This is a genomic window from Azospirillum sp. TSO35-2, from assembly GCF_003116095.1.
Taxonomy (GTDB): domain Bacteria; phylum Pseudomonadota; class Alphaproteobacteria; order Azospirillales; family Azospirillaceae; genus Azospirillum.
This window is the reverse complement of record NZ_LGRA01000001.1, coordinates 32,720-58,664: the sequence shown is the minus strand read 5'-3', so window position 1 is coordinate 58,664 and position 25,945 is coordinate 32,720. Positions and strand designations below refer to the sequence as shown.

Annotated in this window: 26 protein-coding genes; 8 read left to right on the top strand and 18 right to left on the bottom strand. The window is 71.6% G+C overall.

What is annotated here, in order from left to right; all coding sequences use genetic code 11:
- Nucleotides 1–2 precede the first annotated feature (2 nt).
- Nucleotides 3–272: a hypothetical protein gene (locus TSO352_RS00250; protein WP_109105401.1), complete on the bottom strand. Its 270-nt coding sequence runs from the start codon at nucleotides 270–272 to the stop codon at nucleotides 3–5.
- A gap of 232 nt (nucleotides 273–504) precedes the next feature.
- Here TSO352_RS00250 and TSO352_RS00245 point away from each other — a divergent pair, with 232 nt between their 5' ends.
- On the top strand, nucleotides 505–951 hold the full coding sequence (locus TSO352_RS00245) for an NUDIX hydrolase (RefSeq protein WP_109105400.1): 447 nt from the start codon (nucleotides 505–507) through the stop codon (nucleotides 949–951).
- A gap of 75 nt (nucleotides 952–1,026) precedes the next feature.
- Here the strand turns inward: TSO352_RS00245 and bdcA are convergent, their stop codons facing one another.
- Nucleotides 1,027–1,740, bottom strand: a complete 714-nt coding sequence (bdcA, locus tag TSO352_RS00240) for an SDR family oxidoreductase (RefSeq protein WP_109105399.1) — start codon at nucleotides 1,738–1,740, stop codon at nucleotides 1,027–1,029.
- 151 nt (nucleotides 1,741–1,891) lie between these two features.
- Here bdcA and TSO352_RS00235 point away from each other — a divergent pair, with 151 nt between their 5' ends.
- A complete protein-coding gene (locus tag TSO352_RS00235; RefSeq protein WP_109105398.1) occupies nucleotides 1,892–2,443 on the top strand; it encodes a TetR/AcrR family transcriptional regulator in 552 nt (183 codons plus the stop codon).
- A gap of 34 nt (nucleotides 2,444–2,477) precedes the next feature.
- Here the strand turns inward: TSO352_RS00235 and TSO352_RS00230 are convergent, their stop codons facing one another.
- Both TSO352_RS00230 and TSO352_RS00225 read right to left on the bottom strand, forming a co-directional pair.
- On the bottom strand, nucleotides 2,478–3,287 hold the full coding sequence (locus TSO352_RS00230) for a transglutaminase family protein (protein WP_109105397.1): 810 nt from the start codon (nucleotides 3,285–3,287) through the stop codon (nucleotides 2,478–2,480).
- 167 nt (nucleotides 3,288–3,454) lie between these two features.
- The gene (locus TSO352_RS00225) at nucleotides 3,455–4,180 is read right to left on the bottom strand and encodes a hemolysin III family protein (RefSeq protein WP_158284483.1); all 726 of its coding nucleotides are present in this window, start codon (nucleotides 4,178–4,180) and stop codon (nucleotides 3,455–3,457) included.
- A gap of 197 nt (nucleotides 4,181–4,377) precedes the next feature.
- Between TSO352_RS00225 and TSO352_RS00220 the strand changes: the two genes are divergently transcribed.
- Nucleotides 4,378–4,797, top strand: coding sequence for a CopG family transcriptional regulator (locus TSO352_RS00220; protein WP_109105395.1), 420 nt, complete (start codon nucleotides 4,378–4,380; stop codon nucleotides 4,795–4,797).
- A 52-nt stretch (nucleotides 4,798–4,849) separates the two neighbouring features.
- Nucleotides 4,850–6,073, top strand: coding sequence for a PHB depolymerase family esterase (locus tag TSO352_RS00215; RefSeq protein ID WP_109105394.1), 1,224 nt, complete (start codon nucleotides 4,850–4,852; stop codon nucleotides 6,071–6,073).
- Between the two features lie 40 nt (nucleotides 6,074–6,113).
- Here the strand turns inward: TSO352_RS00215 and TSO352_RS00210 are convergent, their stop codons facing one another.
- Together TSO352_RS00210 and TSO352_RS00205 are read right to left on the bottom strand one after the other, a co-directional pair.
- Nucleotides 6,114–6,326: a hypothetical protein gene (locus TSO352_RS00210; RefSeq protein ID WP_109105393.1), complete on the bottom strand. Its 213-nt coding sequence runs from the start codon at nucleotides 6,324–6,326 to the stop codon at nucleotides 6,114–6,116.
- Between the two features lie 86 nt (nucleotides 6,327–6,412).
- Entirely contained in the window at nucleotides 6,413–6,658 is a 246-nt protein-coding gene (locus TSO352_RS00205) for a hypothetical protein (protein ID WP_109105392.1), read from the bottom strand.
- Nucleotides 6,659–6,937: 279 nt separating this feature from the next.
- On the opposite strand from TSO352_RS00205, the gene TSO352_RS32785 reads away from it, so the two are divergent.
- Nucleotides 6,938–7,153, top strand: a complete 216-nt coding sequence (locus TSO352_RS32785) for a hypothetical protein (protein WP_146210671.1) — start codon at nucleotides 6,938–6,940, stop codon at nucleotides 7,151–7,153.
- A 123-nt stretch (nucleotides 7,154–7,276) separates the two neighbouring features.
- On the opposite strand, the gene TSO352_RS00200 is transcribed toward TSO352_RS32785, so the two are convergent.
- From TSO352_RS00200 to TSO352_RS00190, 3 genes are all read right to left on the bottom strand, one after another.
- On the bottom strand, nucleotides 7,277–7,486 hold the full coding sequence (locus TSO352_RS00200) for a cold-shock protein (RefSeq protein ID WP_109105391.1): 210 nt from the start codon (nucleotides 7,484–7,486) through the stop codon (nucleotides 7,277–7,279).
- Between the two features lie 269 nt (nucleotides 7,487–7,755).
- A complete protein-coding gene (locus TSO352_RS00195) occupies nucleotides 7,756–10,287 on the bottom strand; it encodes an EAL domain-containing protein (protein WP_158284482.1) in 2,532 nt (843 codons plus the stop codon).
- A 373-nt stretch (nucleotides 10,288–10,660) separates the two neighbouring features.
- The gene (locus tag TSO352_RS00190) at nucleotides 10,661–11,830 is read right to left on the bottom strand and encodes a helix-turn-helix transcriptional regulator (RefSeq protein WP_146210670.1); all 1,170 of its coding nucleotides are present in this window, start codon (nucleotides 11,828–11,830) and stop codon (nucleotides 10,661–10,663) included.
- Nucleotides 11,831–12,075: 245 nt separating this feature from the next.
- On the opposite strand from TSO352_RS00190, the gene TSO352_RS00185 reads away from it, so the two are divergent.
- Entirely contained in the window at nucleotides 12,076–12,543 is a 468-nt protein-coding gene (locus TSO352_RS00185; RefSeq protein ID WP_109105388.1) for a hypothetical protein, read from the top strand.
- A 165-nt stretch (nucleotides 12,544–12,708) separates the two neighbouring features.
- Here the strand turns inward: TSO352_RS00185 and TSO352_RS00180 are convergent, their stop codons facing one another.
- The 5 genes from TSO352_RS00180 to TSO352_RS00160 all read right to left on the bottom strand — a co-directional run bounded on the left by TSO352_RS00180 (nucleotide 12,709) and on the right by TSO352_RS00160 (nucleotide 18,158).
- Entirely contained in the window at nucleotides 12,709–13,932 is a 1,224-nt protein-coding gene (locus TSO352_RS00180) for an MFS transporter (RefSeq protein ID WP_109105387.1), read from the bottom strand.
- Between the two features lie 5 nt (nucleotides 13,933–13,937).
- A complete protein-coding gene (locus TSO352_RS00175; RefSeq protein WP_109105386.1) occupies nucleotides 13,938–14,894 on the bottom strand; it encodes a nickel/cobalt efflux transporter in 957 nt (318 codons plus the stop codon).
- 9 nt (nucleotides 14,895–14,903) lie between these two features.
- Nucleotides 14,904–15,173 (bottom strand): metal-sensing transcriptional repressor, encoded by a 270-nt coding sequence (locus TSO352_RS00170; protein WP_109105385.1) that lies wholly within the window; start codon nucleotides 15,171–15,173, stop codon nucleotides 14,904–14,906.
- 244 nt (nucleotides 15,174–15,417) lie between these two features.
- Nucleotides 15,418–15,888: a DUF411 domain-containing protein gene (locus TSO352_RS00165; RefSeq protein WP_109105384.1), complete on the bottom strand. Its 471-nt coding sequence runs from the start codon at nucleotides 15,886–15,888 to the stop codon at nucleotides 15,418–15,420.
- 38 nt (nucleotides 15,889–15,926) lie between these two features.
- The gene (locus TSO352_RS00160) at nucleotides 15,927–18,158 is read right to left on the bottom strand and encodes a heavy metal translocating P-type ATPase (RefSeq protein WP_109105383.1); all 2,232 of its coding nucleotides are present in this window, start codon (nucleotides 18,156–18,158) and stop codon (nucleotides 15,927–15,929) included.
- 89 nt (nucleotides 18,159–18,247) lie between these two features.
- Between TSO352_RS00160 and TSO352_RS00155 the strand changes: the two genes are divergently transcribed.
- Together TSO352_RS00155 and TSO352_RS00150 are read left to right on the top strand one after the other, a co-directional pair.
- Entirely contained in the window at nucleotides 18,248–18,670 is a 423-nt protein-coding gene (locus TSO352_RS00155; protein ID WP_109105382.1) for a helix-turn-helix domain-containing protein, read from the top strand.
- Nucleotides 18,671–18,909: 239 nt separating this feature from the next.
- Nucleotides 18,910–21,156, top strand: coding sequence for a hybrid sensor histidine kinase/response regulator (locus TSO352_RS00150; RefSeq protein ID WP_247871801.1), 2,247 nt, complete (start codon nucleotides 18,910–18,912; stop codon nucleotides 21,154–21,156).
- Nucleotides 21,157–21,186: 30 nt separating this feature from the next.
- On the opposite strand, the gene TSO352_RS00145 is transcribed toward TSO352_RS00150, so the two are convergent.
- From TSO352_RS00145 to TSO352_RS33060, 4 genes are all read right to left on the bottom strand, one after another.
- Nucleotides 21,187–22,407, bottom strand: coding sequence for a D-alanyl-D-alanine carboxypeptidase family protein (locus TSO352_RS00145; protein WP_109105381.1), 1,221 nt, complete (start codon nucleotides 22,405–22,407; stop codon nucleotides 21,187–21,189).
- Between the two features lie 116 nt (nucleotides 22,408–22,523).
- The gene (locus TSO352_RS00140; protein ID WP_109105380.1) at nucleotides 22,524–24,578 is read right to left on the bottom strand and encodes a PAS domain-containing sensor histidine kinase; all 2,055 of its coding nucleotides are present in this window, start codon (nucleotides 24,576–24,578) and stop codon (nucleotides 22,524–22,526) included.
- Between the two features lie 355 nt (nucleotides 24,579–24,933).
- Nucleotides 24,934–25,467, bottom strand: coding sequence for a translation initiation factor IF-3 (infC, locus tag TSO352_RS00135; protein ID WP_109105379.1), 534 nt, complete (start codon nucleotides 25,465–25,467; stop codon nucleotides 24,934–24,936).
- A gap of 39 nt (nucleotides 25,468–25,506) precedes the next feature.
- Nucleotides 25,507–25,683, bottom strand: coding sequence for a hypothetical protein (locus TSO352_RS33060; protein WP_158284481.1), 177 nt, complete (start codon nucleotides 25,681–25,683; stop codon nucleotides 25,507–25,509).
- Between the last annotated feature and the right edge of the window lie 262 nt (nucleotides 25,684–25,945).

The following is a 25,945-nucleotide window of genomic DNA, read 5'->3' as shown; positions in this document are numbered from 1 at the left end:
CCCTACTTCCTCTTGCCAGTGCTCTGGCCGCTCTGCGCTTGGTCGGTCGCCTGGTTGTTCGGCGCCTCGGCCTGCTGCTTGGCGGCGTCCTTCTTGTTGGCCTGATGATGGCCGACCGCGCAGCCGATCGCCGCGCCAGCCACCCCATGCCCGGAACCGACCTCGTGACCGGCGATGCCACCCACCGCCGCCCCCTTGGCGCAGCCCTTCGCCGCCGCGTCCTGCGGCAGTGCGAAGGCGCCGAGCGCGATCAGCGTGGCAACGGCGGTCATGGACAGACATCTCATGGCATTTCCTCCTCAAGGGATCGTGCCAGGGAAACAGCGGGAAGGAACGCCGCGTTCCGCCCCCCTTGTTCGAGCAGGGCGCGACCGCTGTCATACCGGGTCCAGGACACCCCGCCTTCCGCCCCCGGCTCCGGCCGCGACGGCGACCGGGGGACGGCCTGCGACACGGTCGTGGGGAAGGATTGAAGTGGCCGGTGCGGCGGACAAGATAGGATCGATGAGCATTGAGAAACTTCGCACCCAATACGCGGCCCTGCCGTACCGGCTGCTGCCCGACCGCCTCGAGGTGCTTCTGATCACCTCCCGGGAAACACGACGCTGGATCATTCCGAAGGGGTGGGCCGAGAAGCGGGTCAAGCCGCGCGACATGGCCGCCCGCGAAGCGTTCGAGGAAGCCGGGATCCGCGGCAAGGTCAGCAAGCATCCGGCCGGCACATACCGCTACCACAAGCGTCTGGCGGCCGACCGTTCGGTGGAGTGCGAGGTGATCGTCTATCTGCTGGACGTCCGGGAAGAGCTGACGGCATGGCCGGAACAGCACGAGCGCGAGCGCTGCTGGATGGATCCGGAGCGGGCGGCGGCGGCCATCAGTGAAAGCGGGTTGGTCCCGCTGCTGCTGGAACTCGGGCGGCCAACGGCTCCGGCATCCCCGACCCCGTCCTGAGCCCATCCCGGCGGGGACGGCGACCGCCGTCCTCCGGAGTGTCGGCCGACCGCGGGGGAGACACAGGCCGCGGCGTCAGGCGCCGAAGCCGCCGTCGATGGTCTGGAACGAACCGGTGATCATCGCGCCGTGCGGGCCGGCGACGAAGGCGGTCAGTTCGGCGACCTCGTCGGCGTGAGCGTGGCGCTTGATCGCCATGTGGCTGTGCATGAACGCCGCCATCGGGCCGTCGGCGGGATTCATGTCGCTGTCGGTCGGGCCCGGCTGGATGGCGTTGACGGTGATGCCGCGCTCGCCGAAATCGCGCGCCAGCCCGCGCACCATGCCCTGGACCGCCGATTTGGTGAGCGCGTAGGCGGCGGCGCCGGCAAAGGGCATGCGGTCGCCGTTGACCGAACCGATGACGATGATGCGGCCCTCGGCGTTCATCCGCCGCGCCGCCTCGACCGCGGCGTGGTAGGGCGCGCGGACGTTGACGTCGATCATGCGGTCGACGGCGTCGGGATCGAGCGTCAGCGGATCGCCCATCACCAGCGCGCCGGCGTTGACGACCAGCACGTCCAGCGCGCCGCGCCCCGCGACCGTGGCGATCAGCGCGTCGCGGTCGGCGCTGTCGGTGCGGATCGCCACCGTCCCGGTTTCGGCGGCCAGGGCCTCGGCGGCGTCCTTCGAGCCGGCGTAGGTGAAGGCGACCGTGCCGCCACCGGCCGCGAAGCGGCGGACGATGGCCTTGCCGATGCCGCGGCTGCCGCCGAGGACCAGGATGTTCTTGCCGGTGAAGTCGCTCATGATGGGCTCCGTCCTGCGTGGTGTTGAATTTGTATAGTGGTCGCTATATAAAGGCAGGGCGGAGCCTCCCGCAAGGAGTTTTTTAGTGGTCGCTACAAATTCATCCGGGCCGCCTGGATCCGGACCGCGCGGCCGGCGGCGGTCCTTCGACATGGACGACGCGGTCGACACCGCGCTGAGGCTGTTCCACGCCCGCGGCTACGACGGCGTCGGCGTCGCCGAGCTGGGGGCCGAACTGGGCATCAAGCCGCCGAGCTTCTACGCGGCGTTCGGCAGCAAGGCCGGGCTGTTCCAGCGCGCGCTGGAGCGCTACACCGCGAGCGACGCCAACGTCTTCGCGCGCGCCCAGGCCGAAGGCGGCGGCGTGGCGGCGGTGGTCGACCGCACGCTGGCGCTCGCGGCGCAGCTCTATCCAGGCCGGGCCGACGGGGTGGCCGGCTGCCTCGTGCTCGACGGGACGCGCAACAGCGCCGATCCGGAGGCGCGGGCGCTGACCGCCGCCCTGAAGCGGGCCAGCCGCGCCGCCATCCGGGACTTCATCGCGACCGAGGCCCCGGCGCGCGCCGACGAACTCGCCGACTTCCTGGTCATCGCGATGGCCGGGATGTCGGCGGCGGCGCGCGACGGGGCCGACGCGGCGACGCTCGCGAGCTTCGCCGGCATGGCGAGCCAAGCCTTCCACCACGCGTTCGCGGCGGCCTGACACGGCGGCGCCGCGGCGCCAAACCCGGCGCGCGTCAGGCGGGGAGCTCGTCCGTCCGCACCTGGAAGCCGGTCAGCGTGTTGGGGCCGAAGGTGTGGGTCAGCGGCACGTCGGCGGCGTCGCGTCCCTGCGCGATCAGGATGCGGCCGATCCGCGCGGCGTTGTTGCGCGGGTCGAAGACGTGCCAGCGGCCCCCGAGATAGACCTCCATCCAGGCGGCGAAATCCATCAGCCCATAGGGCGGCGGCTGGCCGATGTCGCTGATGTAGCCGGTGCAGTAGCGCGCCGGGATGTTCATCGCCCGGCAGAAGGCGATGGCGAGGTGGGCGAAATCGCGGCAGACCCCGTGCTTCTCGGCGTAGGTCTGGGCGGCGGTCCGCGTCGGGCGCGAATGCTCGTAGCCGAAGGTCACGTGGTTGTGGACGAAGTCGCAGATGGCCTGGACCCGCGCCCAGCCCGGCGGGGTTCCGGCGAACAGCCGCCACGCCTCCTCCGACAGGACGTCGGTCTCGCAATAGCGGCTGCCGAGCAGGAACAGCATGGTGTCCGCCGGCAGATCCTCCACCGGGTGCTGGACGGCGCCGGGGTCGACCGGGTCGGGACGGCCGCTGTCGCGGATGACGCTGTCGGCGCTGATGCTGAAGGCGCCGGCCGGAGCGACCAGCCGGCTGCACCAGTTGCCGAAGCTGTCGCGGTAGCCCTGGATCGGCACCGGCGGGCTGGTGATGATGTGGTCGGGACTCTCCAGGTCGGCGACGCGCGAGTAGTGCACATTCAGCATCACGATCATCGGCGTGGGGGCGGAAAAGCTGAAGTTCAACAGGTAGCCCAACCGAATGCGCATGCAAAATCCTCCGCGGGACAGGCACCATTGTCACCATGAAGGGCGACGAATAGCAAATCTTCCACCGATGTTTTTGGTGCGGTGCAAAAGGGCCCGCGGGAATTGCCGGGCGAGGCCGTTTTCCTGTCCGCAGCCGCAAGGCCGCCACCCCGGATCAAAGGCCCGGGTCAGGTGGCGGCCGCCAGCCCGACGGCGGTGACGTGGCAGCCGGCGGCGACGACGACGAAGCCGTGCCAGATCGCCCGGCTGTAGGCGATCCGCTCCTTCAGGTGGAACACCGTCCCCACCGTGTAGAGCAGCCCGCCGGCCACCAGCAGCGCCAGCGGTCCCGCCGGCAGCGCCGTCCAGACCGGCGGCGCCAGGACCGCCATCGACCAGCCGAGCCCGAGATAGAGCGCGAAGCCGAAACGCTCGAACCGGTTGGGAAAGGCCAGCTTCAGCATCATCCCGCCGGCCGCCACCGCCCACACCAGGACCAGCGCCACCGCCGGGCCGCCCGTGTGGACGGCGCCGCTGTGGACGAGGTGACGGACGGCGAAGGGGGTGTAGGTGCCGGCGATCAGCGCGTAGATCATGGCGTGGTCGAAGCGCCGCAGGACGTCCTTGAGCCGCCCGGGCCGCAGCCCGTTGTAGACCGCCGACGTCAGCATCACCCCGCCGAGCGCGGTCAGGTAGACGGCGAGGGACACCAGCTCCGCCCGGCTTGCCGCGTCGCCGACCGGCTTGCGCAACAGCCACAGGGCGATGGCGGCGAGGACCACGCTGCCGGCGGCGTGGACGACCAGATCGGCCAGCCGCTCCGTCGCGGATGGACCGGGGTCCGGGAGGGCCGCCTCGGCGGCGCGGGGGCGTTGGCTGTCGCCGGCTTGGCCGCCGTGGACCTGATGACCCATTCCGTCTTCATCTCCCGTGCCGGCGGCGGCGTCCGTCCGCCGCTCCCGCCTTCCGACCCACGCCTCATGAACACCGCCGGGGCGCCATTGCTCCTTGCCGGCGGTGCTCTTTTGCGCAAAGCGCCGGGCCGGCCTTGAACGGACCGCTCTCCCCATCCATTTACCATCCAGTTGGATGGTGAGAGGATGGAAAGGCGATGGCCGAGACCCAGCGCGACCTGCGACCGAAAGCGGGCGACAGCGAGAAGATCACGATCAACCTCGGCTATGTCGATCTCGGCCACATCGACCTCCTGGTCGAGGAGGGGTTCTATGCGAACCGCACCGACTTCATCCGCACCGCCATCCGCAACCAGGTCGACCGGCACGCCGACGTCGTCCGGCAGACGGTGGCGCGCAAGAGCGTCGATCTCGGCCTGCGCCACTTCACCCGCGCCGATCTGGAAGCGGTGCAGGCGGCCGGGCAGACGCTGGACATCCGCGTCCTCGGCCTCGCCACCATCGCCCAGGACGTCAGCCCCGAGTTGGCCCGCGCCACCATCGCCTCGCTGAGCGTGCTGGGCGCGCTGCACGCCCCGGCCGCCGTCAAGGCCGCCCTCGCCGACCGCATCCGCTGACCATTCCCGGCCCAGGCCGTCGCCTGGCCCCCCGAACCACGAAAGCACGGACATGCGCCACACCCTTCCGCCCGGCCTGCCCCCCGGCATGACCGAGGCCGCCCGCCTGACCCGCGCCGGCAAGCTCGCCGAGGCGACGAGCCTCATTCAGCGCCTCCTGCGCGGGGAGGGCAAGGCCGAGCCGCCGCCCGACACCACCACCCCGGGGGCCACCCTGGAGGGGGAGTTCGTCAGGCTCGACCCGGCGCCGTCGGCGGCGGACGCCGATCCCCGGCCCGCCCGCAAGCCCGGGGCCGACGCCACGCCGCGGGCCGGCCTGGGCGAAACCCTGCGCGGCCTCGCCGCACGCTTCAAGCCGAGCGGCCTCCATGGCGGCGCCCGGCGCCCGGCGCCCGACCCGCTGCCGGACGGGGCGTCCTTCGCGACGCTGTCGCACAGCGGGGTGGGCGGGACACGGGCCTACAAGCTCTATGTGCCGGCCAACCCGGGCGACGGGCCGCGCCCGCTGGTGGTGATGCTGCACGGCTGCACCCAGTCGCCCGACGATTTCGCCGCCGGCACCCGGATGAACGCCTTTGCCGAACGGCACGGCATCCTCGTCGCCTATCCGGAACAGCCGGCCTCGGCCAACGCGCAGCGCTGCTGGAACTGGTTCAAGCCGGACGACCAGCGGCGCGACCAGGGGGAACCGGCGCTGATCGCCGGCATCACCCGCCGGATCATGCACGACCATCGCGTGGATCCGGAGCGGGTCTACATCGCCGGGCTGTCGGCCGGCGGCGCCGCGGCGGCGATCATGGCGGCGGCCTATCCCGACCTCTACGCGGCGGTCGGCGTGCATTCCGGCCTGCCGGCCGGCGCCGCGCACGACCTTCCCTCCGCCCTCGCCGCGATGCGCCAGGGCGGCGGCCACGGCCGGCGGTCGGCGGAGCGGGGAGCCCGCGCGGTGCCCACCATCGTCTTTCACGGCGACCGTGATTCGGTCGTCCACCCGCGCAACGGCGACGATGTCACCGCCCAGGCCACCGCCGCCAAGGCCGGCCTGCGGTCGGAGCTGAAGCAGGGCCAGGCCCCGGGCGGCCACGCCTACAGCCGCAGCGTCCACCGCGACCCCGAGGGCCGGGCGCTGTGCGAGCAATGGACGATCCATGGCGCCGGGCACGCCTGGGCCGGCGGCAGCCCGGCCGGATCCTACACCGACCCGCAGGGCCCGGACGCGACGGCGGAGATGCTGCGCTTCTTCCTGGAGCAGCGGCGGGGGGCGACGCCGGGCTGAGCGGGCGCGGCCGTGCCTGCCGCGCCGGAAGCGCCCGCTGTCAGCGGGCGGCCTTCCGGCGGGCAGCGGCGGGGGGCTTGGCCGGCAGATCCGCCGGCACCGTCCAGCGGGCGATGCTGCGGACGGCGTTCAGGGCGTTGGTGTTGTCCTGGATGGGGAAGAACCGCCGCAACTCGGCGACGGCGGCCCATTCCCCGCTCTCGTGGAACGCCTTCTGAACGGCGGCGGCTTGGTCCTGGCTGACGCTGAACATGGGGGTCTCGGCTCCCTTGGGCGGCACGAATGTTACGCAGCGACGAGGCGCTTGGCCAGCGGGCGTTGGGGGATCGGGCGTTGGGGTCAGGGAATTGGCGCAGGGGGCGGGGCAGCGGCCTTCCGGCTGGCGCGCGGGGCGCGCTTGGGCGGGTTGGCCGCCAGCTTCTCCTGCCGCGCGGCGACCTCCGCCTGGATGGCGGGCAGCGCCGCCTGGGCCGCCTTCTGCTGCTTGGGGGTGCCCGCCCGCGCCAGCCGCTCCGCGTTGGCGACGAGGGTGGAGAGGTCGGCGTCGACCATGCCAGGCAGCCGGTCGATCAGTTCGGTCGTCATGTCGTCGTCCTGTCGTGATGGCCGGGGCATCGGCAGCGCTGCGGAAGGCAGCGTTGCGGAGCGTGCCGCTGTGGGGGATGCCGGGAACGGGGAGCCTGGAAACTGGACCGGGACGGTCGCCGCAACGGGGGTCCCATCATGGTCGTGGGCGCGCCAGCCGGCAAGCCAGCTCTGCGCCAGGGCACTGTCCGTCGGGTGCGGGTTCGATGACCGGGCGGCGCCGGCCGTCGCCGCCAATTGTCCGGTCATATGGGCGACACGCATCCAGGGATCGGTGAAATGCCCACGCGACGCTGGAGCGGCTTTCTTCAGGCGCATGCCCACTCCGGTCTTTGTTCGGGAAAAACAGCAACGCCGGGCAGTATGGTCTTTTCCTGGAAAATACCAAGTGCCATTTCGGCTGTGTTCGGCAATGGCGGCACCAATGGCGCCCATGATCCGAACATCGGACCATTTGTTCTTGCGTCGTCGCGTATCGTCGCCGGTCTTTTCTGAACGGTCTTTTTTCTCAACCGTCCGTCCCGCACCGTCCGCGGGGCAGGACCCGAAAAAGAAAAGGGCGGCCGAAGCCGCCCTTTTCCGGTCGCGTCCTTGACGGTCGCCCGACCCGCAAGCGCTTTAGAGCGCGCGCAGGTTCTCGGCCGAGACCTTGCCACGCCGCGGATCGCGGACGGCTTCGAACGACAGCTGCTGGCCCTCGTTCAGGTTGCCCATGCCCGCACGCTCGACGGCGGAGATGTGAACGAAAACGTCAGCCGAGCCGTCTTCCGGCTGGATGAAGCCAAAACCCTTGGTCGAATTGAACCACTTGACGGTACCGGTAGCCATGGGGCCGTGTCCTTTCCCGAGTTGCCCGAACCCAACATGGGTCGAGCATCAAATTCACTTAGGCAGGAGGTTCAGCCCCGTTTAAGACTGAAAAACGCATGACCCAGAGCAACTTCGACTCGTTACACATGGGCTTTATTCCTGGCGATTGCAAGTGAAATTCCGGGCAAGTCAGCGCTGCATTTCCCGGCGCGCCGGTCCGGAAACCACGATTTTTTCCGTGCCGGGACTTTCATTTCCGGACGCGCCCGCACCCGCCGCGGCGATGGTCACGATGGTCGAGGTGTCTCGGCCGGGCTCGCTCCCGGCACCGCCACCAGGGCGCCGGCCACGGGGAGGTTGGCCGGCAGGAGGGGGGCGGCCAAGCTGCGCTCGAACTCTTCGGCCGGGACCGGCTGGCCCAGGAAGCGGCCTTGCGCGTATTCGCAGCGGATGCGGCCGGCAAGGGCCTGCTGCTCCCCCGTCTCCACCCCGTCCGCGATCACCTTCAGATCCATGCTGCGGGCAAGGTCGACGATGGCGCGGACCATCTCCTGGTTCCGCAGGCTGTGCATCATGTCCTGCACGATGCTGCGGTCGACCTTCAGGAACTCCACCGGCAGGCGCCGCAGATGGCCCAGCGACGCGTAGCCGGTGCCGAAGCCGCCGACCGCGAAGGCGACGCCCAGCGCCTTCAGCCCCCGCATCGCCCGCACCATCTCGACGGACGGGTCGAGCACGGCGCTTTCCGGGATTTCCAGGATCAGCCCGTCCGCCGGAACCTCGTGCCGGCGCAGGCAGGCGCCGACCATCTCCTCCACCCCCGGATGGCGGAGCTGCGACGCCGAGACGGGGACGGCCAGGGACAGGCTGGTGAGGCCACGGGCCCGCCAACCCGCCAGTTGCCGGCAGGCGGCGTCCAGCATCCAGGCGCCGACCGGCACGATCAGCCCGTTCGTCTCGGCCAGCGGCAGGAAGGCGGCGGGAAGCAGCAGCCCCTGTTCGGGATGCCGCCACCGCACCTGGGCCTCGGCGCCGATCGGCACCCCCCGGGTCACGTCGACGATCGGCTGCAGATACAGCGCCAGCTGGCCGTTCGCCACGGCGCTGTGGAGGTCGTTCTCCAGCCGCAGGCGGGCGAAGGCGTCGGCGTCCATTTCGGGCGCGTAGAAGGTCCAGGTGCCGGCGCCCTGGCGCTTGGCCTGGTACATCGCCACGTCGGCGTTCTTCACCAGCTGCTGGATCTCGGTCCCCTGCTCGGGCGCGACGGTGATGCCGATGCTGGCGGAGATGTGCAGCGTCTGGCCGGCGATCAGGAAGGGCTCCTTGACGCTGTCGAGGATGCGGCGGGCCACCGTCTCGGCCTCCGCCCGGCTGGTGACCTCCGACAGGATCACCGTGAACTCGTCGCCGCCGATCCGGGCGATCGTCTCGGACTCGCGGATGCAGGACGCCATCCGCTGCGCCGCCTCGCGCAGCAGGACGTCGCCGGCCTGATGGCCCAGCGTGTCGTTGACCCATTTGAAGCGGTTGAGGTCGACGAACAGCAGGGCCATGCCGTTCTGGGCCCGCGTCGCCCGCCGGATCGCCTGGCGCAGCCGGTCGTAGAACAGGGTCCGGTTGGGAAGCCCGGTCAGCGCGTCGTAGCTGGCCTGATGGCGGATGGTCTCTTCCGCCATCAGGCGGGCGGTGATGTCCTGGATGGCGGTGATCAGCCCCAGGACCAGGCCGTTGGTGTCGTGGAACGGCTCCCCCACCTCCTGCAGATGGAGCAGGCCGCCGTCGGCGCGGGTGACCGCGTATTCGATGTCGAACCGCGTGTCCTCGGCCCAGGCCAGGCGATAGGCCTCCTGCACGTCGGCGCGGTGGCGCGGGACGACGCGGTCGAGATAAGCCGTGGTCGTGGTCGGGCCGGTCCCGTCCGGCAGGCCGATCATCGCCATCAGGTTGTCCGACACCTCCAGCCGGTCGTCCGGCAGATGGACGGTGTAGGCCAGCCGGGCGACGCGCTGCGCCTGCGCCAGCCGGGCCTCGCTGAGACGCAGGGGCTCCTGCCGCTTGAGGTGGCCCAGCAGGTGCAGGAACAGGACCAGCAACGCCAGCAGCGCCAGGGCGAAGCCGGCCCCGTAGGGCGCCGCCTGGTCGATCAGGGTCCGGCCGGGCTGCTCCGGCGTCCAGGCCAGGGCCCCGAACGGCTGCCCGAGGATGTCCCGCAAGGGCAGGAGCGCGGCGTCGGCCACGGTCGCCGCGCCGCCGTTCCGCCGGCCGTCCTCCGCAACGACGCGCAGGTCGGCGACATGACGCGAGGCGGCGATCTTCGCGACCTCCGCCTCCAGGGTGTTGAGGAAGATCTGGACCGGCTGGTCGGGCCCCGGCCGGCCGGGGGCCGGGGCGAGCGGGGCGTGCCCCTCCTCATAGGCGATGATCCGGGCGCCGAAGACGAAGGGGGTCGGTCCGATCCGGACGATCCCGCTGACCGATGCGCCGGTGGCGCGCGCCGCCGCCAGCACCGGCATCAGCTCGGCGGTTTCGCGGGCGACCGCGTCCAGGTCGGTGCGCAGGGCGCCGCCCCTGGACGCGTAGATGATGCCGTTCGCGCCGTCCCAGGCGTAGGAGCGGTCGAGCCCCCACAGCCGCTCCGCGTAGGGGCCGACGTTGGCGTTGGCCCAGACGCTGTCGAACGCGACCACGACATGGTCGACGGCGTCGTTCCACAGGCTGTACTCCTCGGCCTTCTTCGCCATCGCCCCGTTCAGGTCGTCGAGCGCGTCGACGATTTCGGCCTGCGTCCGCTCCGCCGTCGACGCGTCAATCCGCCGCATCGTCTGCAGAACCACGAACACGGCGAACGCAATGGCTAGCACAACCATGCCGATAGAAAGCAGACCGAGAATATTGAATCTGCGGGTATCGTCGATCGATTGGCTGGACGTTCTTAGACTGGCTGCGGAGATCATCACGGACACTACTGGAATCTTTGTGTGCACATAAACACTCGCTCTAATGGTGTTAATTTTCCGCTTATGGGAACTGATCGCACGCAAACACCCCGGGCCTTGCAAAAAAAACTTTTAAAAGCAGGCGGCCTGGGGACGGTTCGTGTCGCGTGCGCGACGGTGACGCCAGGGAAGGGGCACCGCCGCCGTCGCGGCGGCCGGCGACGGCTTGACAGGTCAGCTCCAGCGTTCGCCGGTATCAGTCACGGGTGGGCAGCATCAAGCAGCGGTTCATCAGGTTCATCAGTTCGCTCTGGCGCGTGGTCCCGGTCTTGGCGAAGACGCTGCGCAACTGGCTGCGCACCGTGCTGACCGCCACGCCGCGGCGGTCGCCGCTCTGCGCCGGGGTCAGGTCGTGAAGCAGATCGACGACCAGCCGGATTTCGACTGGCGTCAGCCCGAACAGGCTGCCCAGCCGGGCCTCCAGCCCCACCGCGCCGATGGTGGGATCGACGACATGGACCGCGGCGCGGATCGTCGCCACGCCCAGGCCGTTCGCTGCCCCGTCCGCCGCTTCGGCCGACAACGGCAGAACCGTCAGCATGTAGGGCGCTCGCCCCGACGGGCGCCACACCCGCAGGTCGGCCGCCTGCCCGGACGCCGCTTGACCGTTGCCCGTCACGGCGGCATCCAGCGCCCGGGCGAGCCGGCCCGCGTCGGCCCGCCGATCGGCCAGCAGGCCGCCATGCTGCGACCGCAGCCCGTCGCGCGCGTCGAGGATGGCCTGGCCGATCCGGTTCATGGCGACGATGCGCGCCCTGCCGTCGAGCAGGACCACCCCGATCGGCAGACGCTCGATCATCCGGGCGCTCCAGGCCGCCTCGCCCCGCTCGTCGCCCTTCCACAGGCGGACGCGCAGCCGCATCGCCCGCTGCAGGTGCGGCGCGCAGTCCTTCAGAAGCCGGGCCGCCTCATCGGCGAAGGACGGGGCGTCGGCCGGCCGGTACAGGCTCAACACCGGCTGCAGCGCAGCCAGCTCGCCGCCGTCGGCCAGGGTCACGGCGCACAGCCGTCCAATGCCATGGGGGTTCAACAGATCGTTGAAAATGGCGGAGCGCCGCAGTTCGGTTTCGGTGGCAATATCCTCACTGCGCCAAACGTCACAGTGGCTGAGCAGACCGCGCGTCGCCGCCACGTTCGTCCACAGGTCGCGGTGCCGGAAATAGGTCGTGTAGTCGCTCAGAAGACCATCGGAGATGTTGTGCCGGGCCCACAACCCTTGAGCGTCAGGACATGCCGATGCGGTGAACAGGAATCCACTCGTCGCCCCGGTCGAGGCGCAAAGCCGCTGCAGGACGCCGCCCCACCGCTCCGGGAAGGTCACGGCGTCGTAGATGTCCTCGATCAGCGCGTCCACTGTTCCTCCCATAAGAGCCCCTCCACCGGCAACTCCGTGCCGAACGGCACGGCATTGATGGCGCGCGCACCGGACGTCCATTCCCCGCAGGCAGTCGCGAATCGCGCAAGCCCCTGGCGGATAAGACGATCGGCGGAAGGCACCTTCCATCATCTGGAGGATGCCGCAAATCCGCATTTTGTTCAAAAATCGTTGGATGATGGTTCCAAACCGGACGGGTGGTCGAACCGGGGAGCCGATTCCCAAGGAGCTGTTCCATGACAGGCCGCAGCCCGACGACCCACGCCGACACGCCGCCGATCCAGCGCCTCCTCGGGGACCGGACGCGCTGGGCCCTGGTCGTCGACCGCAACCCCCTCCTGCGCGACAGCGTCCGGCTCTATCTGGAAACGATGGGGTGGCGGGCGACGGCGGCGGCCACGCTGGACGACGCCCTGCCGCCAATGGCGGAGCGACCGGATCCGTCTCCCGTTCCGGCGCCGGCCATGCCCGCTCTGATCGTGATGGGGGAGGACGGCCGGGCGGGCGCGGCCCCGTCCGTCATGGCCCGGCTCGCGGCGCTCAGCCACGGCGAGCGCCCGGTCCTGCTGTCCATCGCGGAGACCAACCGGGATCTGATGCGCCGGGCCCGCGACCAAGGCTTCGTGGCGATCCACCCCAACCTGCTCCCCTTGGACCTGGAAGCCCTGCTGCGCGACAGCATCCGCCGCATAGAAAGCGCCTGACGCCGCAAGTGTGGGCCGGTGGACATCAGCGTCCTGCTCACCAGCCCGCCAGAGACGGCGCCCCTGATCGAGCCCGCCATTCCGCACCGCTTCGCCGCCGTCGGCGGCCCGTATGAAACCCAAGCCATGGGCAAGCACGCCATCACGATGAAAGGGTCGGCCGGCTCAAAACCGACCGCGCGTCCGACCGCCGCCAGCCCGGTCGAGGGCGAGGACGCCGGCCAGCGACAGCGCGGCGAAGGCGCCGCCGGCCAGGAAGGTCGCGGCCGGGCCGACCGCCTGCCACAGCAGGCCGGCGGCGGCGCTCGCCAGGAACAGGGTGGCGCCGCCGGCGAGGTTGTAGAGGCCGAAGGCGGTCCCGCGCAGGTCCGCCGGCACGGCCCCGGCGACCAGGGCCGACAGCAGCCCCTGGGTCGCCCCCATGTGCAGCCCCCACAGCGCCGCACCGCACAGCGCCAGCCCCGGCGTACCGGCGGCGGCCAGCACCGCGTCGGCGGCGATCAGCAGCAGGATGCCGCCGACCAGCAGCCCGCGGTGCCCCAGCCGGTCCGACAGGTGGCCCAGCGGGTAGGCGCTCGCCGCATAGACCAGGTTCATGACGACCAGCACCAGCGGCACCAGCGGGTCGGGCAGGCCGGTGTCCTGGGCGCGCAGCAGCAGGAAGGCTTCGCTGAAGCGGGCCAGCGTCAGGGCGGAGGCGACGGCGACGACCAGCCAGTAGACGCCGCCCAGCCGCCGCAGCTCGGCCCGGTGGATCGGGAAGCGGCGGCGCTCGGCCGGCCCGCCCACCACCGGTTTCGGCACCACCGGCTCGTGCACGGCGAACAGGATCAGCGCCACCGCGGCGACGGCCGGGACGGTGGCGATCCAGAAGACCAGCCGGTAGTCGCCGCCGCTGGCCGCCATCACCGCCATCGCCAGCAGCGGTCCGGCAAAGGCGCCGGCCGTGTCCATCGACTGCCGCAGGCCATAGGCGGCGCCGCGCAGGTGCTCCGGCGTCAGGTCGGCGACGATGGCGTCGCGCGGGGCGCCGCGGATGCCCTTGCCGATGCGGTCGAGAAAGCGGGCGAGCAGCACCGTCGGCACGCTGGTCGCCAGCGGGAACAGCGGCTTGGTCAGGGCGGCCAGGCCGTAGCCGGCCAGGATCAGCGGCTTGCGCCGGCCGATCCAGTCGCTCAGCACGCCGGAGAACAGCTTGGTGACCGCCGCCGTCGCCTCGGCGACGCCCTCGACCACGCCGACCGCCAGGGCGCCGGCGCCGAGCACGCTGACCATGAACACCGGCAGCAGGCTGTGGATCATCTCGGACGACAGGTCCATGCACAGGCTGACGAAGCCCAGCGCGACCACCCCGCCCGGGATGGGCCCCAGGATGAAGCGCGGCGCCATGCGCGTCAGCCGAGCCGCAGGGCCGGCAGCGGGGCCGGAGACAGGACCGCCAGCGTGTAGCCCAGCCCCTGCAGGCCGTGGATGCCGACATACAGCCCGACCGCCAGGATCAGGGCGCCCGAGACGTAGGGCGCCCGCCGCGCGATGGTGTCGACCGCCCCCGACCAGCGGCGTTCGGCGTGGCGCACGCCCAGCGCCGCGACCACCCCGGCCGACATCATCGTCAGCGCCAGACCGATGCTGAAGCACAGCACCAGCACGGCGCCGAGCGTCAGCTCCTTCAGTTGCAGGCACAGCAGCAGGACGGTGATGGCGGCCGGGCAGGGGATCAGCCCGCCGGTCAGGCCGAACAGGACGATCTGCCCGGTGGTCACCGACCGCCCGGCAAAGCGGCGCCGGATGTCGTCGGCGTGCGCCCGCGCGTGGGCGTCCTGATGATCGTCGCCGCCCAGCACCAGACCGCCATGGTGATGGTGGTCGTCATGGGCGTGGGCATGGTCGTCATGATGGTGGGCATGGCCGTGGTGGTCATGGTCATGGTCATGGTCATGGTCATGGTCATGGTCATGGTCATGGTCATGCTCGTGGCCGTGGTCATGCTCCCGCCCCTCATGCCGCCCCTCTTGCCATGTCCGCGCCAGCATCCACAGCGCCACGCCGACGATCAGCACCGCCGAGGCAACCTGGAAATAGGGCTCCGTCGTCGCGGCGTCCCAGCCCTGGCCCAGCCGCAGGCCGATCAGGGCGACGACCCAGACCACCAGCGTGTGCGAGACCGTCGCCGACAGGCCGAGCAGCATCGCCTGCACCACCGTGCCGCGGATGGCGACGATGAAGGCCGCCATCATGGTCTTGGAGTGCCCCGGCTCCAGCCCGTGCAGCGCACCGAGCAGGATGGCGCTGGGGACGAACAGCCAGGCCTGCCCGGCCCCCTGCTGGAGCAAAGCGGCGAAATCCGGCATCCCGGCCCCCTACAGGTATTTGGTGATGGCCTTGAACTCGGCGACCGACCGGCGCGTCTCGGCCGGCGTGGTGTCGATCGCCGCGTCCAGGCAATGGTCGAGGTGGTCGTGGATCAGCAGCTTCTTGGCCTCGCGCACCGCGCTTTCCACCGCGTGGAGCTGCTGCGCGATGTCGAGGCAGGGCCGGCCGCCCTCGATCATCTCGATGATGCCGCGCAGATGGCCGTCGGCGCGCTTCAGCCGCTTGATGATGTCGGGATGGGAGTGGTGCGTGCTCATGCCCTGATCCTATCCCCCAGGAGGGGATAGAGTCAAAGGGGGCCTCGCCCACGGAGGCAATCGCTTCAGAAAGAAGCAATCCCACCCCAAGATTCCCGTCATCCCCGCGAAGGCGGGGATCCGGGTGTCCAGCTCCAGCGCTTGGAATGGCTGGATTCCCGCCTCCGCGGGAATGACGGTCGGAATGAAGAACGGCCGGCTCCGGTTGAACGGGAACCGCTTCGGTCAGCGCCTATGCACGGCTTCAATGCCGGGCGAAGACCTGCGGGCCGGCGCCGCCGCCGAACAGCACGACCTGATAGGGTTGGCCGGTGCCGCCATCCATGCCGGGGGCGTCCTGGGGCATGCCGGGGACCGACAGGCCGCGGGCCTGGGGCCGTTCGCCCAGCAGGCGCTTCACGTCGGCGGCCGGGACATGCCCCTCGACGACATAGCCGTCGACCAGCGCGGTGTGGCAGGAGCCGAGCGCGTCGGGCACCCCGGCGGACCGCTTCACCGGGGCGACGTCGTCGACGGTGTGGACGGTGACCGCGAAGCCGGCCGCCCGCATGTGACGCACCCAGCCGTCGCAGCACTCGCAGCCGGCGGCCTTCCAGACCTCCACCGGCGGCTCGGTCGCCGCCCAGGCGGAGAGCGGGGCGGTCGACAGGGCCATGCCGAAGGACAGGGCGGCGGCCGCCGCCCCCAGCATCATCGTCCTGCGCGTGATCGTCATCGTGGTTTTCCTCGTTCAATCAAAAGCTTGCGTCGCCCTCACGGGCGGATGGACAGCAGGCGCAGGGCGTTGGCGGTGACCAGCACGGTGGCCCCGGTGTCCGCCAGGATGGCGGGCCACAGCCCGGTGACGCCGAACACGGTGGTGACCAGGAACACCGCCTTCAACCCCAGGGCCAGCGTGATGTTCTGGCGGATGTTGGCCATCGTCCGCCGCGACAGCGCGACCATCGCCGCCACGTCGCCGACCCGGCCGTGCAGGATGGCGGCGTCGGCGGTGTCCAGCGCGACGTCGGTGCCGCCGCCCATGGCGATGCCGACATCGGCGGCGGCGAGCGCCGGGGCGTCGTTGATGCCGTCGCCGACCTTGGCCACCCGCTCGCCGCGCGCCTGGAGGTCGCGGACGAGGCGCAGCTTGTCCTGCGGCAGCAATTCGGCGTGCGGTTCCACCGCCAGGGCGCGGGCGACGCTGTCGGCGGTGCGGCCGTTGTCGCCGGTCAGCATCACCGAGCGGATGCCGGCGCGGCTCAGCGCCTCGATGCCGCTGCGGGCGTCGGCGCGCGGCTCGTCGCGCAGGGCGATCAGCCCGGCCACCCGGTCGTCGACCAGCAGCACCGACACCGTCTTGCCGTCACGGGCGAAGGCGGCCACCCGCTCCGCCTGCTCCGCCGTCAGGGCCGATGCGGCGGCCTGCGGCGACAGCAGCGCCACCGCGCGGCCCTCCACCCGGCCCCGCACCCCCGCCCCGGCGAGCGCGGCGACGCCGTCCGCCGCCGGCACGGCGAGGCCGCGCTCCGCCGCCGCCGCCAGCACCGCCCCGGCCAGGGGATGGCTCGACCCCGCCTCCAGCGCGGCGGCGCGGCCCAGCAGCGCCGCCTCGCCGCCCTGGATCGCGACGAGGTCGGTGACCCGCGGCTTGCCCTCGGTCAGGGTGCCGGTCTTGTCGAAGGCGACGGTGGTGACGCGGCCGAGCGCCTCCAGCACCGCGCCGCCCTTCAGCAGCAGCCCGCGCCGGGCGCCGTTCGACAGCCCGGCGGCGATCGCCGCCGGGGTCGAGATCACCAGCGCGCAGGGACAGCCGATCAGCAGCACCGCCAGGCCGCGATAGACCCATTCCGCCCAGGCGCCGCCGGCGACCAGGGGCGGAACCACCATCACCAGCGCCGCCACCGCGACGACGCCGGGCGTGTAGAGCCGGGCGAAGCGGTCGATCAGCCGTTCGGTCGGCGCCTTGCTCTCCTGCGCCTCCTCCACCAGCCGGACGATGCGGGCGATGGTGTTGTCGCGTGCCGCGGCGGTCACCCGGACGCGCAGCACGCCGTCGCCGTTGATGGTGCCGGCGAAGACCGCCTCGCCCGCGCCCTTGCGCCGGGGCAGGCTCTCGCCGGTGACCGGGGCTTCGTCGAGCGCGCTGTCGCCGGACAGGATGACGCCGTCGGCCGCCAGCCGGTCGCCGGGACGCACCAGGATGACCGCCCCGACCGTCAACCCGGCGGCGGGGACGGGGTGGGGCGGGGCGCCGTCGCGCTCCAGCAGGGCGGTGTCGGGCACCAGCGCGGTCAGGCCGCGGATGCCGGCCCGCGCCCGGCCGGCGGCCACCCCTTCCAGCAGTTCGCCGACCAGGAAGAGGAACAGCACCGTCGCCGCCTCCTCCACCGCGCCGATGGCGAGCGCGCCCAGCGCGGCGACGGTCATCAGCGTCTCGATGGAAAAGGGCGTGCCGGCGCGGGCCGCGGCCAGGGCCCGGCGGGCGACCGGCACCAGCCCGACCACCAGGGCGAGCAGGAAGGCCCAGCGCGCCGCCCCCGGCACCAGCAGGCCGGCCGCAATGGCCAGGGCGAGCGTCGCACCGGAGACCATCGCCAGCCGGACCTTGCGCCCCCGCCACCACGGGCTCTCGCCCGCCGCCTGGACGGCCGGATCGGGGTGGGAGTGGGAATGGGCCGGCGCGGAGCCGCAGCAGCCCCCGCCGCAGGCCGGCGCCGGACGGTCCGCGGCGGGGTCGGCCGGTTCCGCCCCATAGCCCAGCGCCGCCAGCGGCCGGATCACCGCGTCGCTCCCCAGCCCGGCCCCATGGACGACGGTCACCGTTCCGCCGGGCACCGACACCCGGACGTCGTCGACGCCCGGCACGCGGCGCAACGCCGTCTCGATCTTGGCGGCGCAGGATCCGCAATCCATGCCGGTGACCCGGTAGCGGGTGCTGCGGTGGCCGGCGCCCGGCTGGTGGGGCTGCCGGTGGGGCCGGATATCGCCTTCGATCCCGTGCATGCGAGGCTCCTCTGGGTGACACATTGCCGACGGCACCCCGCCACCCTAGAGTCTCCAGTCACTGGAGGATCAAGAGGGAAAATCCGACGATGCAGCCCCTGACCATCGGCGCGCTCGCCGCGCAGACCGGCGTCAAGATCCCGACCATCCGCTATTACGAGAGCATCGGGCTGCTGCCGGAGGCGCCGCGCACCGACAGCAACCGGCGCACCTACGACGCCGCCGCCGTCCGCCGCCTGCGCTTCATCCGCCACGCCCGCGAGCTGGGGTTCGAGGTCGAGGCCATCCGCCAGCTGCTGACCCTGGCCGACGATCCGGGCCAGCCCTGCCGGCAGGCCGACCTGCTGGCCCGCGCCCATCTGGCCGAGATCGAATCGAAGATCGCCCGGCTGGAGTCCCTGCGCGCCGAACTGCGGGAGATGGTCGGGCACTGCGAGCAGGGACAGGTGCGGACCTGCCACGTGATCGAGGTGCTGGCCGACCACGCCCACTGCCTGCACGATCATCATTGATCCGGCCATCACGGATCCTGGCCGGTCTCGATCCTGGCCGGCCTTAATCCCGGGCCGGACCGGCGCGGCCGAAACGGTTGCCAGCCGGACGGCAACGCTTATAGTCAAGTTTGTGTAGTGTCGAAACTTCCCGCGGTCACGGGCCGGCACGGGGGGACCGCGCCCGTGCCGGCGACGGCGGTCCTGGCGACAGACATGACGATGACAACGAAACCGGGGTCAACCGGAAGGCGGACGGCGTGCTGCGGCTTTTGAGGACCAACCGCCCGCTCCAGCGGATCGGCGCGCTTGGCGGGATCCTGCTGGCCGGCCTGTGCGGCGGCACCGTGATCATCCTGGACCGGCTGCACGACGAAACCGTCGCCGAGGCCAAGCTGGCGCTGCGCAGCCTGAACGTCTCGCTGGCCGAGCAGACGACGCGCGCCATCGAAGGCATCGATCTCGCCATCACCAGCGTGGTGGACCAGCTCTACGCCGACAACCTGCGTGCGCTCGACGCCCTCGGGCGGCAGACGGCGGGCCGGGCCACCCACGAGATCCTGAAGGCCAAGGTGTCCGGCCTGCCCCAGCTGGAGGCGCTGAGCCTGATCGCCGCCGACGGCGCCCTGGTCAGTTCCACCCGCCAGTTCCCGGCGCCGCCACTCGACCTGTCGCAACGCGAGTATGCCCTGGCGCTGAAGGACACGGATCCCGGCCGCCCCTACATCAGCCGGCCGGTCAAGAGCCTGGTCACCCAGGAGTGGAGCCTCTACATCGCCCGCCGGGTGAACGACCCGTCCGGCGGCTTCGCCGGGCTGGTCGTCGGTTCCATCCGGCTGTCCTACTTCGAGCGCTTCTACCAGAGCCTCCACGTCACGCCGGGCAGCGGCTTCAGCCTGTGGTGGCGCGACGGCATGCTGCTGGCCCGCTATCCGGCGGTGCCGGAGAAGGTGGGGACCATCGCGACCAGCCCCGGCGTGATCGAACGGCTCGCCCGGTCCGAGGACGGGACCTACGAGACGCCACGGTCCATCGACGGCAAGGACCGCATCCTGTCGTTCCAGGCCATCCGCGGCTATCCGCTGGTCGTCGGCGTCAGCCGCACGCGGGGGGAAATCCTGGCCCGCTGGCACGACCAGGCGGTGACCATCGCCGCCGCCGGCCTGGTCAGCGCGGTGGCGCTCGCCCTGATGCTGGCAGCGATGGCGCGCCAGTTCCTCGCCTACGAGACCGCCAACCGCGCCCTGCAGGAACGCCGGCAGGCGGTCGAGGCCCGCGACGAGGCGGAAAGCCATGTCCGCCAGTTGCAGAAGATGGAGGCGCTGGGCCAGCTGACCGGCGGGGTGGCGCACGACTTCAACAACCTGCTCCAGGCGGTGCGCTCCAGCCTGCACCTGCTGGACGGCGCCATGGCGGGCGAGGGGCCGGGCGGCCGGGCGGGCGAGGGGGCCCGGCGCGCGCTCGCCGTCGCCCGGCAGGCGGTGGAGCGCGGCGCCACGCTGACCCAGCATCTGCTGGCCTTCTCCCGCCGCCAGCGGCTGGCGCCGGAGCCGGTCGAGCTGGGCGCCCAGGTCGCCGGGATGGCGGCGCTGCTGGAGCGGACGCTGGGCGACGCCATCCGCATCCGGATCGAGCGCGCCCCTGGCCTGCCGGCGGCGCTGGTCGATCCCCACCAGTTCGACCTCGCCCTTCTGAACCTCGCCATCAACGCCCGCGACGCCATGCCGGACGGCGGCACCCTGACCATCGCCGTCACCGGATGGTCGGTGGGCACAGAGGCCGCCGCCGACACCGGCGACGCCGGCCTCGCCCGCGGCGACTACATCGCGGTGACGGTGCGCGACACCGGGACCGGCATGCCGGAGGCGGTCGCCGCCCGCGCCTTCGAACCCTTCTTCACCACCAAGCCGGTCGGCCAGGGCAGCGGGCTGGGGCTGAGCATGGTGCATGGCCTGACCGCCCAGTCGGGCGGCGGCGTCCGGCTGGACAGCCGGCCCGGCCGGGGCACCGCCGTGACGATGTACCTTCCCCGCGCCCCGGCCCAGGCCCAGGTGGAAGTCCGGGCCCGGACCGCCGCTCCCCCGCCTCCGGAGGACACCGCCGCAACGACCGTTTCGGCCGGCCGCACCGCCGGCCGGTCCATCCGCGTGCTGTTGGTCGAGGACGACGCGCTGGTCCGCATGGTCAACGCCGCGGTGCTGGCCGAAGCCGGCATGGCGGTCGCCGAGGCGGCGACCGGCGAGGAGGCGCTCGCTCTGCTGGACGGGACCTCGCCGGCTGGGGCCGGGATCGACATCCTGGTGACCGACTTCGCCATGCCCGGCATGACCGGCGCCGAACTGGCCCGCCTCGCCCACGCCCGCCGTCCCGGCCTGCCGGTGCTGATCGTCACCGGCTACGCCGAGAAGGCCGTGCTGCACGAGCTGGGGACCGAGCCCGGCATCCGCATCCTGTCCAAGCCCATCCCCGCGCCGGCCCTGATCGGGCACATCACGGCGGCGCTGTAGGGGGTCCGACAGGCGGCGTTCGCCCGCGGGTCAGCGCATCGGCACGGTGAAGCAGCCGTGGCCGGCGGAGGTCAGGGCGGCGCAGGCGGCGTCGGCGGTCGCGGCGGGCAGGCCGGTCAGGCGGGCCTTGTAGAGGCCACCGGCGCGGACGACCTCGGGGCTGGCGCCGGCGGCGAGCGCGCCCAGGCGCCGGGCGGTCGCGCGGACGCTGCGCTGGGCCGCCTCGCGGTCCTTGAACGCACCGACCTGGACGCTCCAGCGGCCGCCATCGCCGGGCGCGGCGGCGGCGGGCCTGGCACCGGCCTTCGGGACGCTCAGCGCGGTGCTGCGCGCCGCCGTCGTGGCGCTGCCGCTGGTGACCACCATCTCCTCCGGCTCCGGCTGCGGCTCCGGTCTGGTGGTGCGGCGGAAGCCGATGTCGAGCAGGTCGGCGACGCGGTCGTCGCGGGCGTCGGCGCTGTGCCCGCCCATCACCACGGCGATCAGGCGGCGCCCGTCGCGCACCGCCGAGGCGGCGAGGTTGAAGCCGGACGCGGCGATGTAGCCGGTCTTGATGCCGTCCATGCCGGGGTAGCGCGCCATCAGGTGGTTGTGGCCGTAGACCGTCTCGCCCTGCCAGTCGAAGCTGCGACGGTGGAAATAGGCGTAGTGCCGGGCGTGGCGCGTGATCAGCGCGCGGGACAGGATCGCCATGTCGCGCGCCGTCGTCCGCTGGCGGCCGTCGGGCAGGCCGGACGCGTTGCGGAAGGCGGTGTGCCGCATGCCGAGCGCGCGGGCGCGGGCGGTCATCCGCGCGGCGAAGGCCGCCTCGCTGCCGCCCAGCGCCTCGGCCAGCACCACGGCGGCGTCGTTGGCCGAACGGGTCACCAGCGCCAGGATCGCCTGCTCCACCGTGATGCTCCCGCCGGCCGACAGCCACAGCCGCGACGGCGGCATCGACGCGGCGCGCCGCGACACCGCCAGCGGCTGGTCGAGCCGCAGCGCGCCGCGGTCCAGCGCCTCGAAGGTCAGCATCAGCGTCATCATCTTGGTCAGCGAGGCCGGAAAGGTCGGCTGATCGGCGTTGCGCGCCTGCAGGACGGCGCCGCTGCCGGCGTCCATCAGGATTTCGGCGGCGACCGGAGCCGACGCCTTGCGCGCCGCCTTGGCCGACGCCGTCGCCACGGTGCCCGGCAGGGCCGCCAGCAGGAGGACCGACAGAAGGGCCGTTGTGACGGCGCGGGCCATCGAAGCGCGGGCGGGCGTGGGCATCGTCGGGGTCCGGCGGTTGGCGAAGATCCGCTGTAACGCACCAGCGTTAAAGCCAGATTTACCACGGGCGCGGCCGTGGCCGGGCCGGAAAGCGGCAGGCTGGCCGTTCCGCCGCCTCATTCCGCCATCATCGCCCGCACCGTGGCGCGGAAGGCGTCGATCGGCACCGGCTTGCTGAGGATGCGCACGGCGCCGCCCAGCCCGCCATCACCACCCGATACATCGTCCGCAGGGCGGCCGGGCGCAGCGCCGAGCGCGTTGAAGGCGTAGCCGGTGAGGAACAGCACCCTCAGCTCCGGCCGCAGCCCCCGCGCCATCTCCGCCAGTTGGCGGCCGTTCAGGCCGGGCAGCCCGACGTCGGTGGTCAGCAGGTCGATGCGCGCCGGCGAGGACAGCAGCGCGAGCGCGGCGTCGCCGTCCGCCGCCTCCAGCACCGTGTAGCCGTCGCCCTCCAGCACCTCCACCAGCAGCATGCGGACCAGCCCCTCATCCTCCACCACCAGCACCGTGCCCTTGGCCGCGCCGCCCTGCGAGCCGCTGTGCGGGGCCGGGGTGGCGGTGGCGGGGTGGGCATCGCCCTCGCCGGGGTGGTCGCGGTCGGGGTGGTGACGCGGCAGGAAGAGCCGCACCGCGGTGCCCTGGCCGACCGTGCTGTCGATGCGGACGAACCCGCCCGACTGGCGGGCGAAGCCGTAGAGCTGGCTGAGCCCGAGCCCGGTGCCCTGGCCGATCGGCTTGGTGGTGAAGAAGGGTTCATAGACGCGGGAGAGGACCTCGGGCGGCATGCCGGTCCCGGTGTCGGCCACCGTCACCGCGACGTAGTCGCCCGGCTCCACCCCCGGCTCCCCGGCGATCTCGGCCGGGCCGACCGGAGCGTTGGCGGTTTCGATGGTCAGGGTGCCGCCGTCCGGCATGGCGTCGCGGGCGTTGATGACCAGGTTCAGCAGCGCGTTCTCGATCTGGCTGACGTCGGCCCGGACCGGCCACAGCGCCGCCGACGGCCGGCGCTCCAGCCGGATCGCCTCGCCGACCGAGCGGTGCAGCAGCTCCCACAGGCCGTCCACCAGCGCGTTCAGGTCGGTGCGCTCCGGCCGCAGCGGCTGGCGGCGGGCAAAGGCGAGCAGGCGCCGGGTCAGGCTGGCGGCGCGGTCGACGGCGGCGCGCGCGGTGGCGGCGAAGGGGGCGATGTCGGCCGCGACCTGCGGGGCCCGGCCCGCCGCCAGCCGCTGGTCGATCAGCTCCAGGCTGCTGCTGATCGCCTGCAGCAGGTTGTTGAAGTCGTGCGCCACCCCGCCGGTCAACTGGCCGATCGCCTCCATCTTCTGGGACTGGACCAGCGCCTGGCGCATCTCCTCCAGCATCTCCTCCGTCTTCCGGCGTTCGGTGATGTCGCGGGTGATCTTGGCGAAGCCCATCAGCGTGCCGGTGTCGCTGCGGATCGGGTCGATGACGACGTGGGCGAAGAAGCGGGTGCCGTCCTTGCGGACGCGCCAGCCCTCCGCCTCGAACTTGCCCTCCGCCAGGGCGGTGGCGAGCGCGCGGGCGGGCAGCCCGGCGGCGCGGTCCTCCTCGGTGTAGAAGCGGGAGAAATGGCGGCCGACGATCTCGTCGGCGCGGTAGCCCTTCAGCCGCTGGGCGCCCTGGTTCCAGTTGGCGACGCAGCCGGTCGGGTCGAGCATGAAGAGCGCGTAGTCGACCACCCCCTGGACGAGCAGGCGGAACTGCTCCTCGCTCCGGCGCAGCGACTCCTCGGCCACCTTGCGCTCGGTGATGTCGCGGGTGATCTTGGCGAAGCCGACCAGGGTGCCGGTCTCGTCGCGCACCGGGTCGATGACGACATGGGCGAAGAAGCGGGTGCCGTCCTTGCGGACGCGCCAGCCCTCCGCCTCGAACTTGCCCTCCGCCGCGGCGGTGGCGAGCGCGCGGGCGGGCAACCCGGCGGCACGGTCGGCGTCGGTGTAGAAGCGGGAGAAATGCTGGCCGATGATCTCGTCGGCGCGGTAGCCCTTGAAGCGCTCGGCGCCCGAGTTCCAGCTGCTGACGATCCCCTGCGGATCGAGCAGGTAGATGGCGTAATCGCGCACGCTGTCGACAAGAAGCTGGAGCCGTCGTTCGCCGGAAATCGCATCCCAGGCGGAACCGGTGGCAGAACCGGCGCGGTCTTCCTTCATCACGACACTATCCCGACACACGGAAAATAAAGCCCGATGATCCGCGGTCGGCGCCGATACGGTCAATAACCCAATACGAATAGTCTGGTATTAGTCCATGACGTCGGAAGAAACCAGGGGGCGGGAAAGGACATGAGGACGGCGATTGTCCGCTGTCCTGCTGTCCGACCGGCCTGCTTCCATCGCGACGATCGACCCGGGATTATGGGGGATCACGGGGGATGGGATCACGGGATCGGGCGCCTGAGCCCCGCCCTCGTGTCAAAAAGAGCACGCTTGCCAAAAAAACGCGCGCGCGGGGGACGGGACGGCGTGCCGCCCCGCAAAGTCCCCCTCGCGATGCTCCACGCCGGTGTCAGCGCGGGGCCAGCACCATGACCATCATGCGGCCTTCGACGCGCGGCATCTGCTCCACCTTGGCGATGTCCTGCAGCTGGTCGCGCACCCGCACCAGCACGTTCAGGCCAAGATCCTGGTGCGCCATCTCGCGGCCGCGGAAGCGCATGGTCATCTTGACCTTGTCGCCTTCCTCGATGAAGCGGATGGCGGAGCGCATCTTCACGTCGTAGTCGTGATCGTCGATGTTCGGCCGAAGTTTGATTTCCTTCAGCTCGATGATCTTCTGCTTCTTGCGCGCCTCGTTGGCCTTCTTCTGCTCCTCGAACCGGAACTTGCCGTAATCGAGGATCTTGCAGACAGGCGGGTCCGCCTGCGCCGCCACCTCGACGAGGTCGAGTTCGGCTTCCGCAGCGGCTTCGAGCGCTTGGCGCAGCGGGACCACGCCGACCATCTCGCCGTCGGCGCCGACGAGGCGGACCATGCGGGCGGTGATTTCACGGTTGAGGCGCGGGCCTTGGCGGACGGGGTCCGCATCGTAGAGCTTGGCTATGGTGATCTCCTATATCCGTTGACAGGGTGTTTGGAACGGTCAGCCGAGAATGTCGAGCACGATCTGCCGCAACTCGCGCTTGGTCAAGCCGGACGACTGCGGTTGAAACCGGGAGTCGGCCTCGGCGAGACGGGCGGCGGCCATGCCGAGGGGGGCCGACGGCGACGCGGAACGCTGGGCGAAATGGGTGCCGGTTGAAAAGGACGGGGTCGTCATGAAAATCCTCCAGGCCGGATGGGCAGACCGATGAAAAGGGCGCCTGCCGGCTCGTGTTGTGCGGTGTCTTGAAACGGGAGCCGCCGACAAGGGCGGGCTCCTCGGGTGGGGTGGTCCACGGACCGGGCTGCGGACCGGAGAGCCCCTTTGAAAAGGCCATCGCCCCTGGATCAAGACCGGCCCTCGACGAAGGGAGGGACGGGCAGGGGCATGAACGCCGCGAACGCGGCGCCGGCACGGTCCCAGATGGGGTGCGGGCGCC

Excerpts from the sequence above, each read along its gene's own strand:
- TSO352_RS00200 (WP_109105391.1), bottom strand. The coding sequence starts at position 7,486 with ATGGCTACCGGTACCGTCAAGTGGTTCAATTCGACCAAGGGTTTTGGC.
- TSO352_RS00235 (WP_109105398.1), top strand. The coding sequence starts at position 1,892 with ATGGACGACGCGGTCGACACCGCGCTGAGGCTGTTCCACGCCCGCGGC.
- TSO352_RS00155 (WP_109105382.1), top strand. The coding sequence starts at position 18,248 with ATGCAGCCCCTGACCATCGGCGCGCTCGCCGCGCAGACCGGCGTCAAG.
- TSO352_RS00210 (WP_109105393.1), bottom strand. The coding sequence starts at position 6,326 with ATGTTCAGCGTCAGCCAGGACCAAGCCGCCGCCGTTCAGAAGGCGTTC.
- TSO352_RS00250 (WP_109105401.1), bottom strand. The coding sequence starts at position 272 with ATGACCGCCGTTGCCACGCTGATCGCGCTCGGCGCCTTCGCACTGCCG.
- TSO352_RS00190 (WP_146210670.1), bottom strand. The coding sequence starts at position 11,830 with ATGGGAGGAACAGTGGACGCGCTGATCGAGGACATCTACGACGCCGTG.
- TSO352_RS00140 (WP_109105380.1), bottom strand. The coding sequence starts at position 24,578 with ATGAAGGAAGACCGCGCCGGTTCTGCCACCGGTTCCGCCTGGGATGCG.
- TSO352_RS00165 (WP_109105384.1), bottom strand. The coding sequence starts at position 15,888 with ATGACGATCACGCGCAGGACGATGATGCTGGGGGCGGCGGCCGCCGCC.
- bdcA (WP_109105399.1), bottom strand. The coding sequence starts at position 1,740 with ATGAGCGACTTCACCGGCAAGAACATCCTGGTCCTCGGCGGCAGCCGC.
- TSO352_RS33060 (WP_158284481.1), bottom strand. The coding sequence starts at position 25,683 with ATGACGACCCCGTCCTTTTCAACCGGCACCCATTTCGCCCAGCGTTCC.
- TSO352_RS00185 (WP_109105388.1), top strand. The coding sequence starts at position 12,076 with ATGACAGGCCGCAGCCCGACGACCCACGCCGACACGCCGCCGATCCAG.
- TSO352_RS00245 (WP_109105400.1), top strand. The coding sequence starts at position 505 with ATGAGCATTGAGAAACTTCGCACCCAATACGCGGCCCTGCCGTACCGG.
- TSO352_RS00205 (WP_109105392.1), bottom strand. The coding sequence starts at position 6,658 with ATGACGACCGAACTGATCGACCGGCTGCCTGGCATGGTCGACGCCGAC.
- TSO352_RS00180 (WP_109105387.1), bottom strand. The coding sequence starts at position 13,932 with ATGGCGCCGCGCTTCATCCTGGGGCCCATCCCGGGCGGGGTGGTCGCG.
- TSO352_RS00230 (WP_109105397.1), bottom strand. The coding sequence starts at position 3,287 with ATGCGCATTCGGTTGGGCTACCTGTTGAACTTCAGCTTTTCCGCCCCC.
- TSO352_RS32785 (WP_146210671.1), top strand. The coding sequence starts at position 6,938 with ATGCCCACGCGACGCTGGAGCGGCTTTCTTCAGGCGCATGCCCACTCC.
- TSO352_RS00170 (WP_109105385.1), bottom strand. The coding sequence starts at position 15,173 with ATGAGCACGCACCACTCCCATCCCGACATCATCAAGCGGCTGAAGCGC.
- TSO352_RS00215 (WP_109105394.1), top strand. The coding sequence starts at position 4,850 with ATGCGCCACACCCTTCCGCCCGGCCTGCCCCCCGGCATGACCGAGGCC.
- TSO352_RS00220 (WP_109105395.1), top strand. The coding sequence starts at position 4,378 with ATGGCCGAGACCCAGCGCGACCTGCGACCGAAAGCGGGCGACAGCGAG.
- TSO352_RS00195 (WP_158284482.1), bottom strand. The coding sequence starts at position 10,287 with ATGCGGCGGATTGACGCGTCGACGGCGGAGCGGACGCAGGCCGAAATC.
- TSO352_RS00175 (WP_109105386.1), bottom strand. The coding sequence starts at position 14,894 with ATGCCGGATTTCGCCGCTTTGCTCCAGCAGGGGGCCGGGCAGGCCTGG.
- TSO352_RS00225 (WP_158284483.1), bottom strand. The coding sequence starts at position 4,180 with ATGGGTCATCAGGTCCACGGCGGCCAAGCCGGCGACAGCCAACGCCCC.
- TSO352_RS00145 (WP_109105381.1), bottom strand. The coding sequence starts at position 22,407 with ATGCCCACGCCCGCCCGCGCTTCGATGGCCCGCGCCGTCACAACGGCC.
- TSO352_RS00160 (WP_109105383.1), bottom strand. The coding sequence starts at position 18,158 with ATGCACGGGATCGAAGGCGATATCCGGCCCCACCGGCAGCCCCACCAG.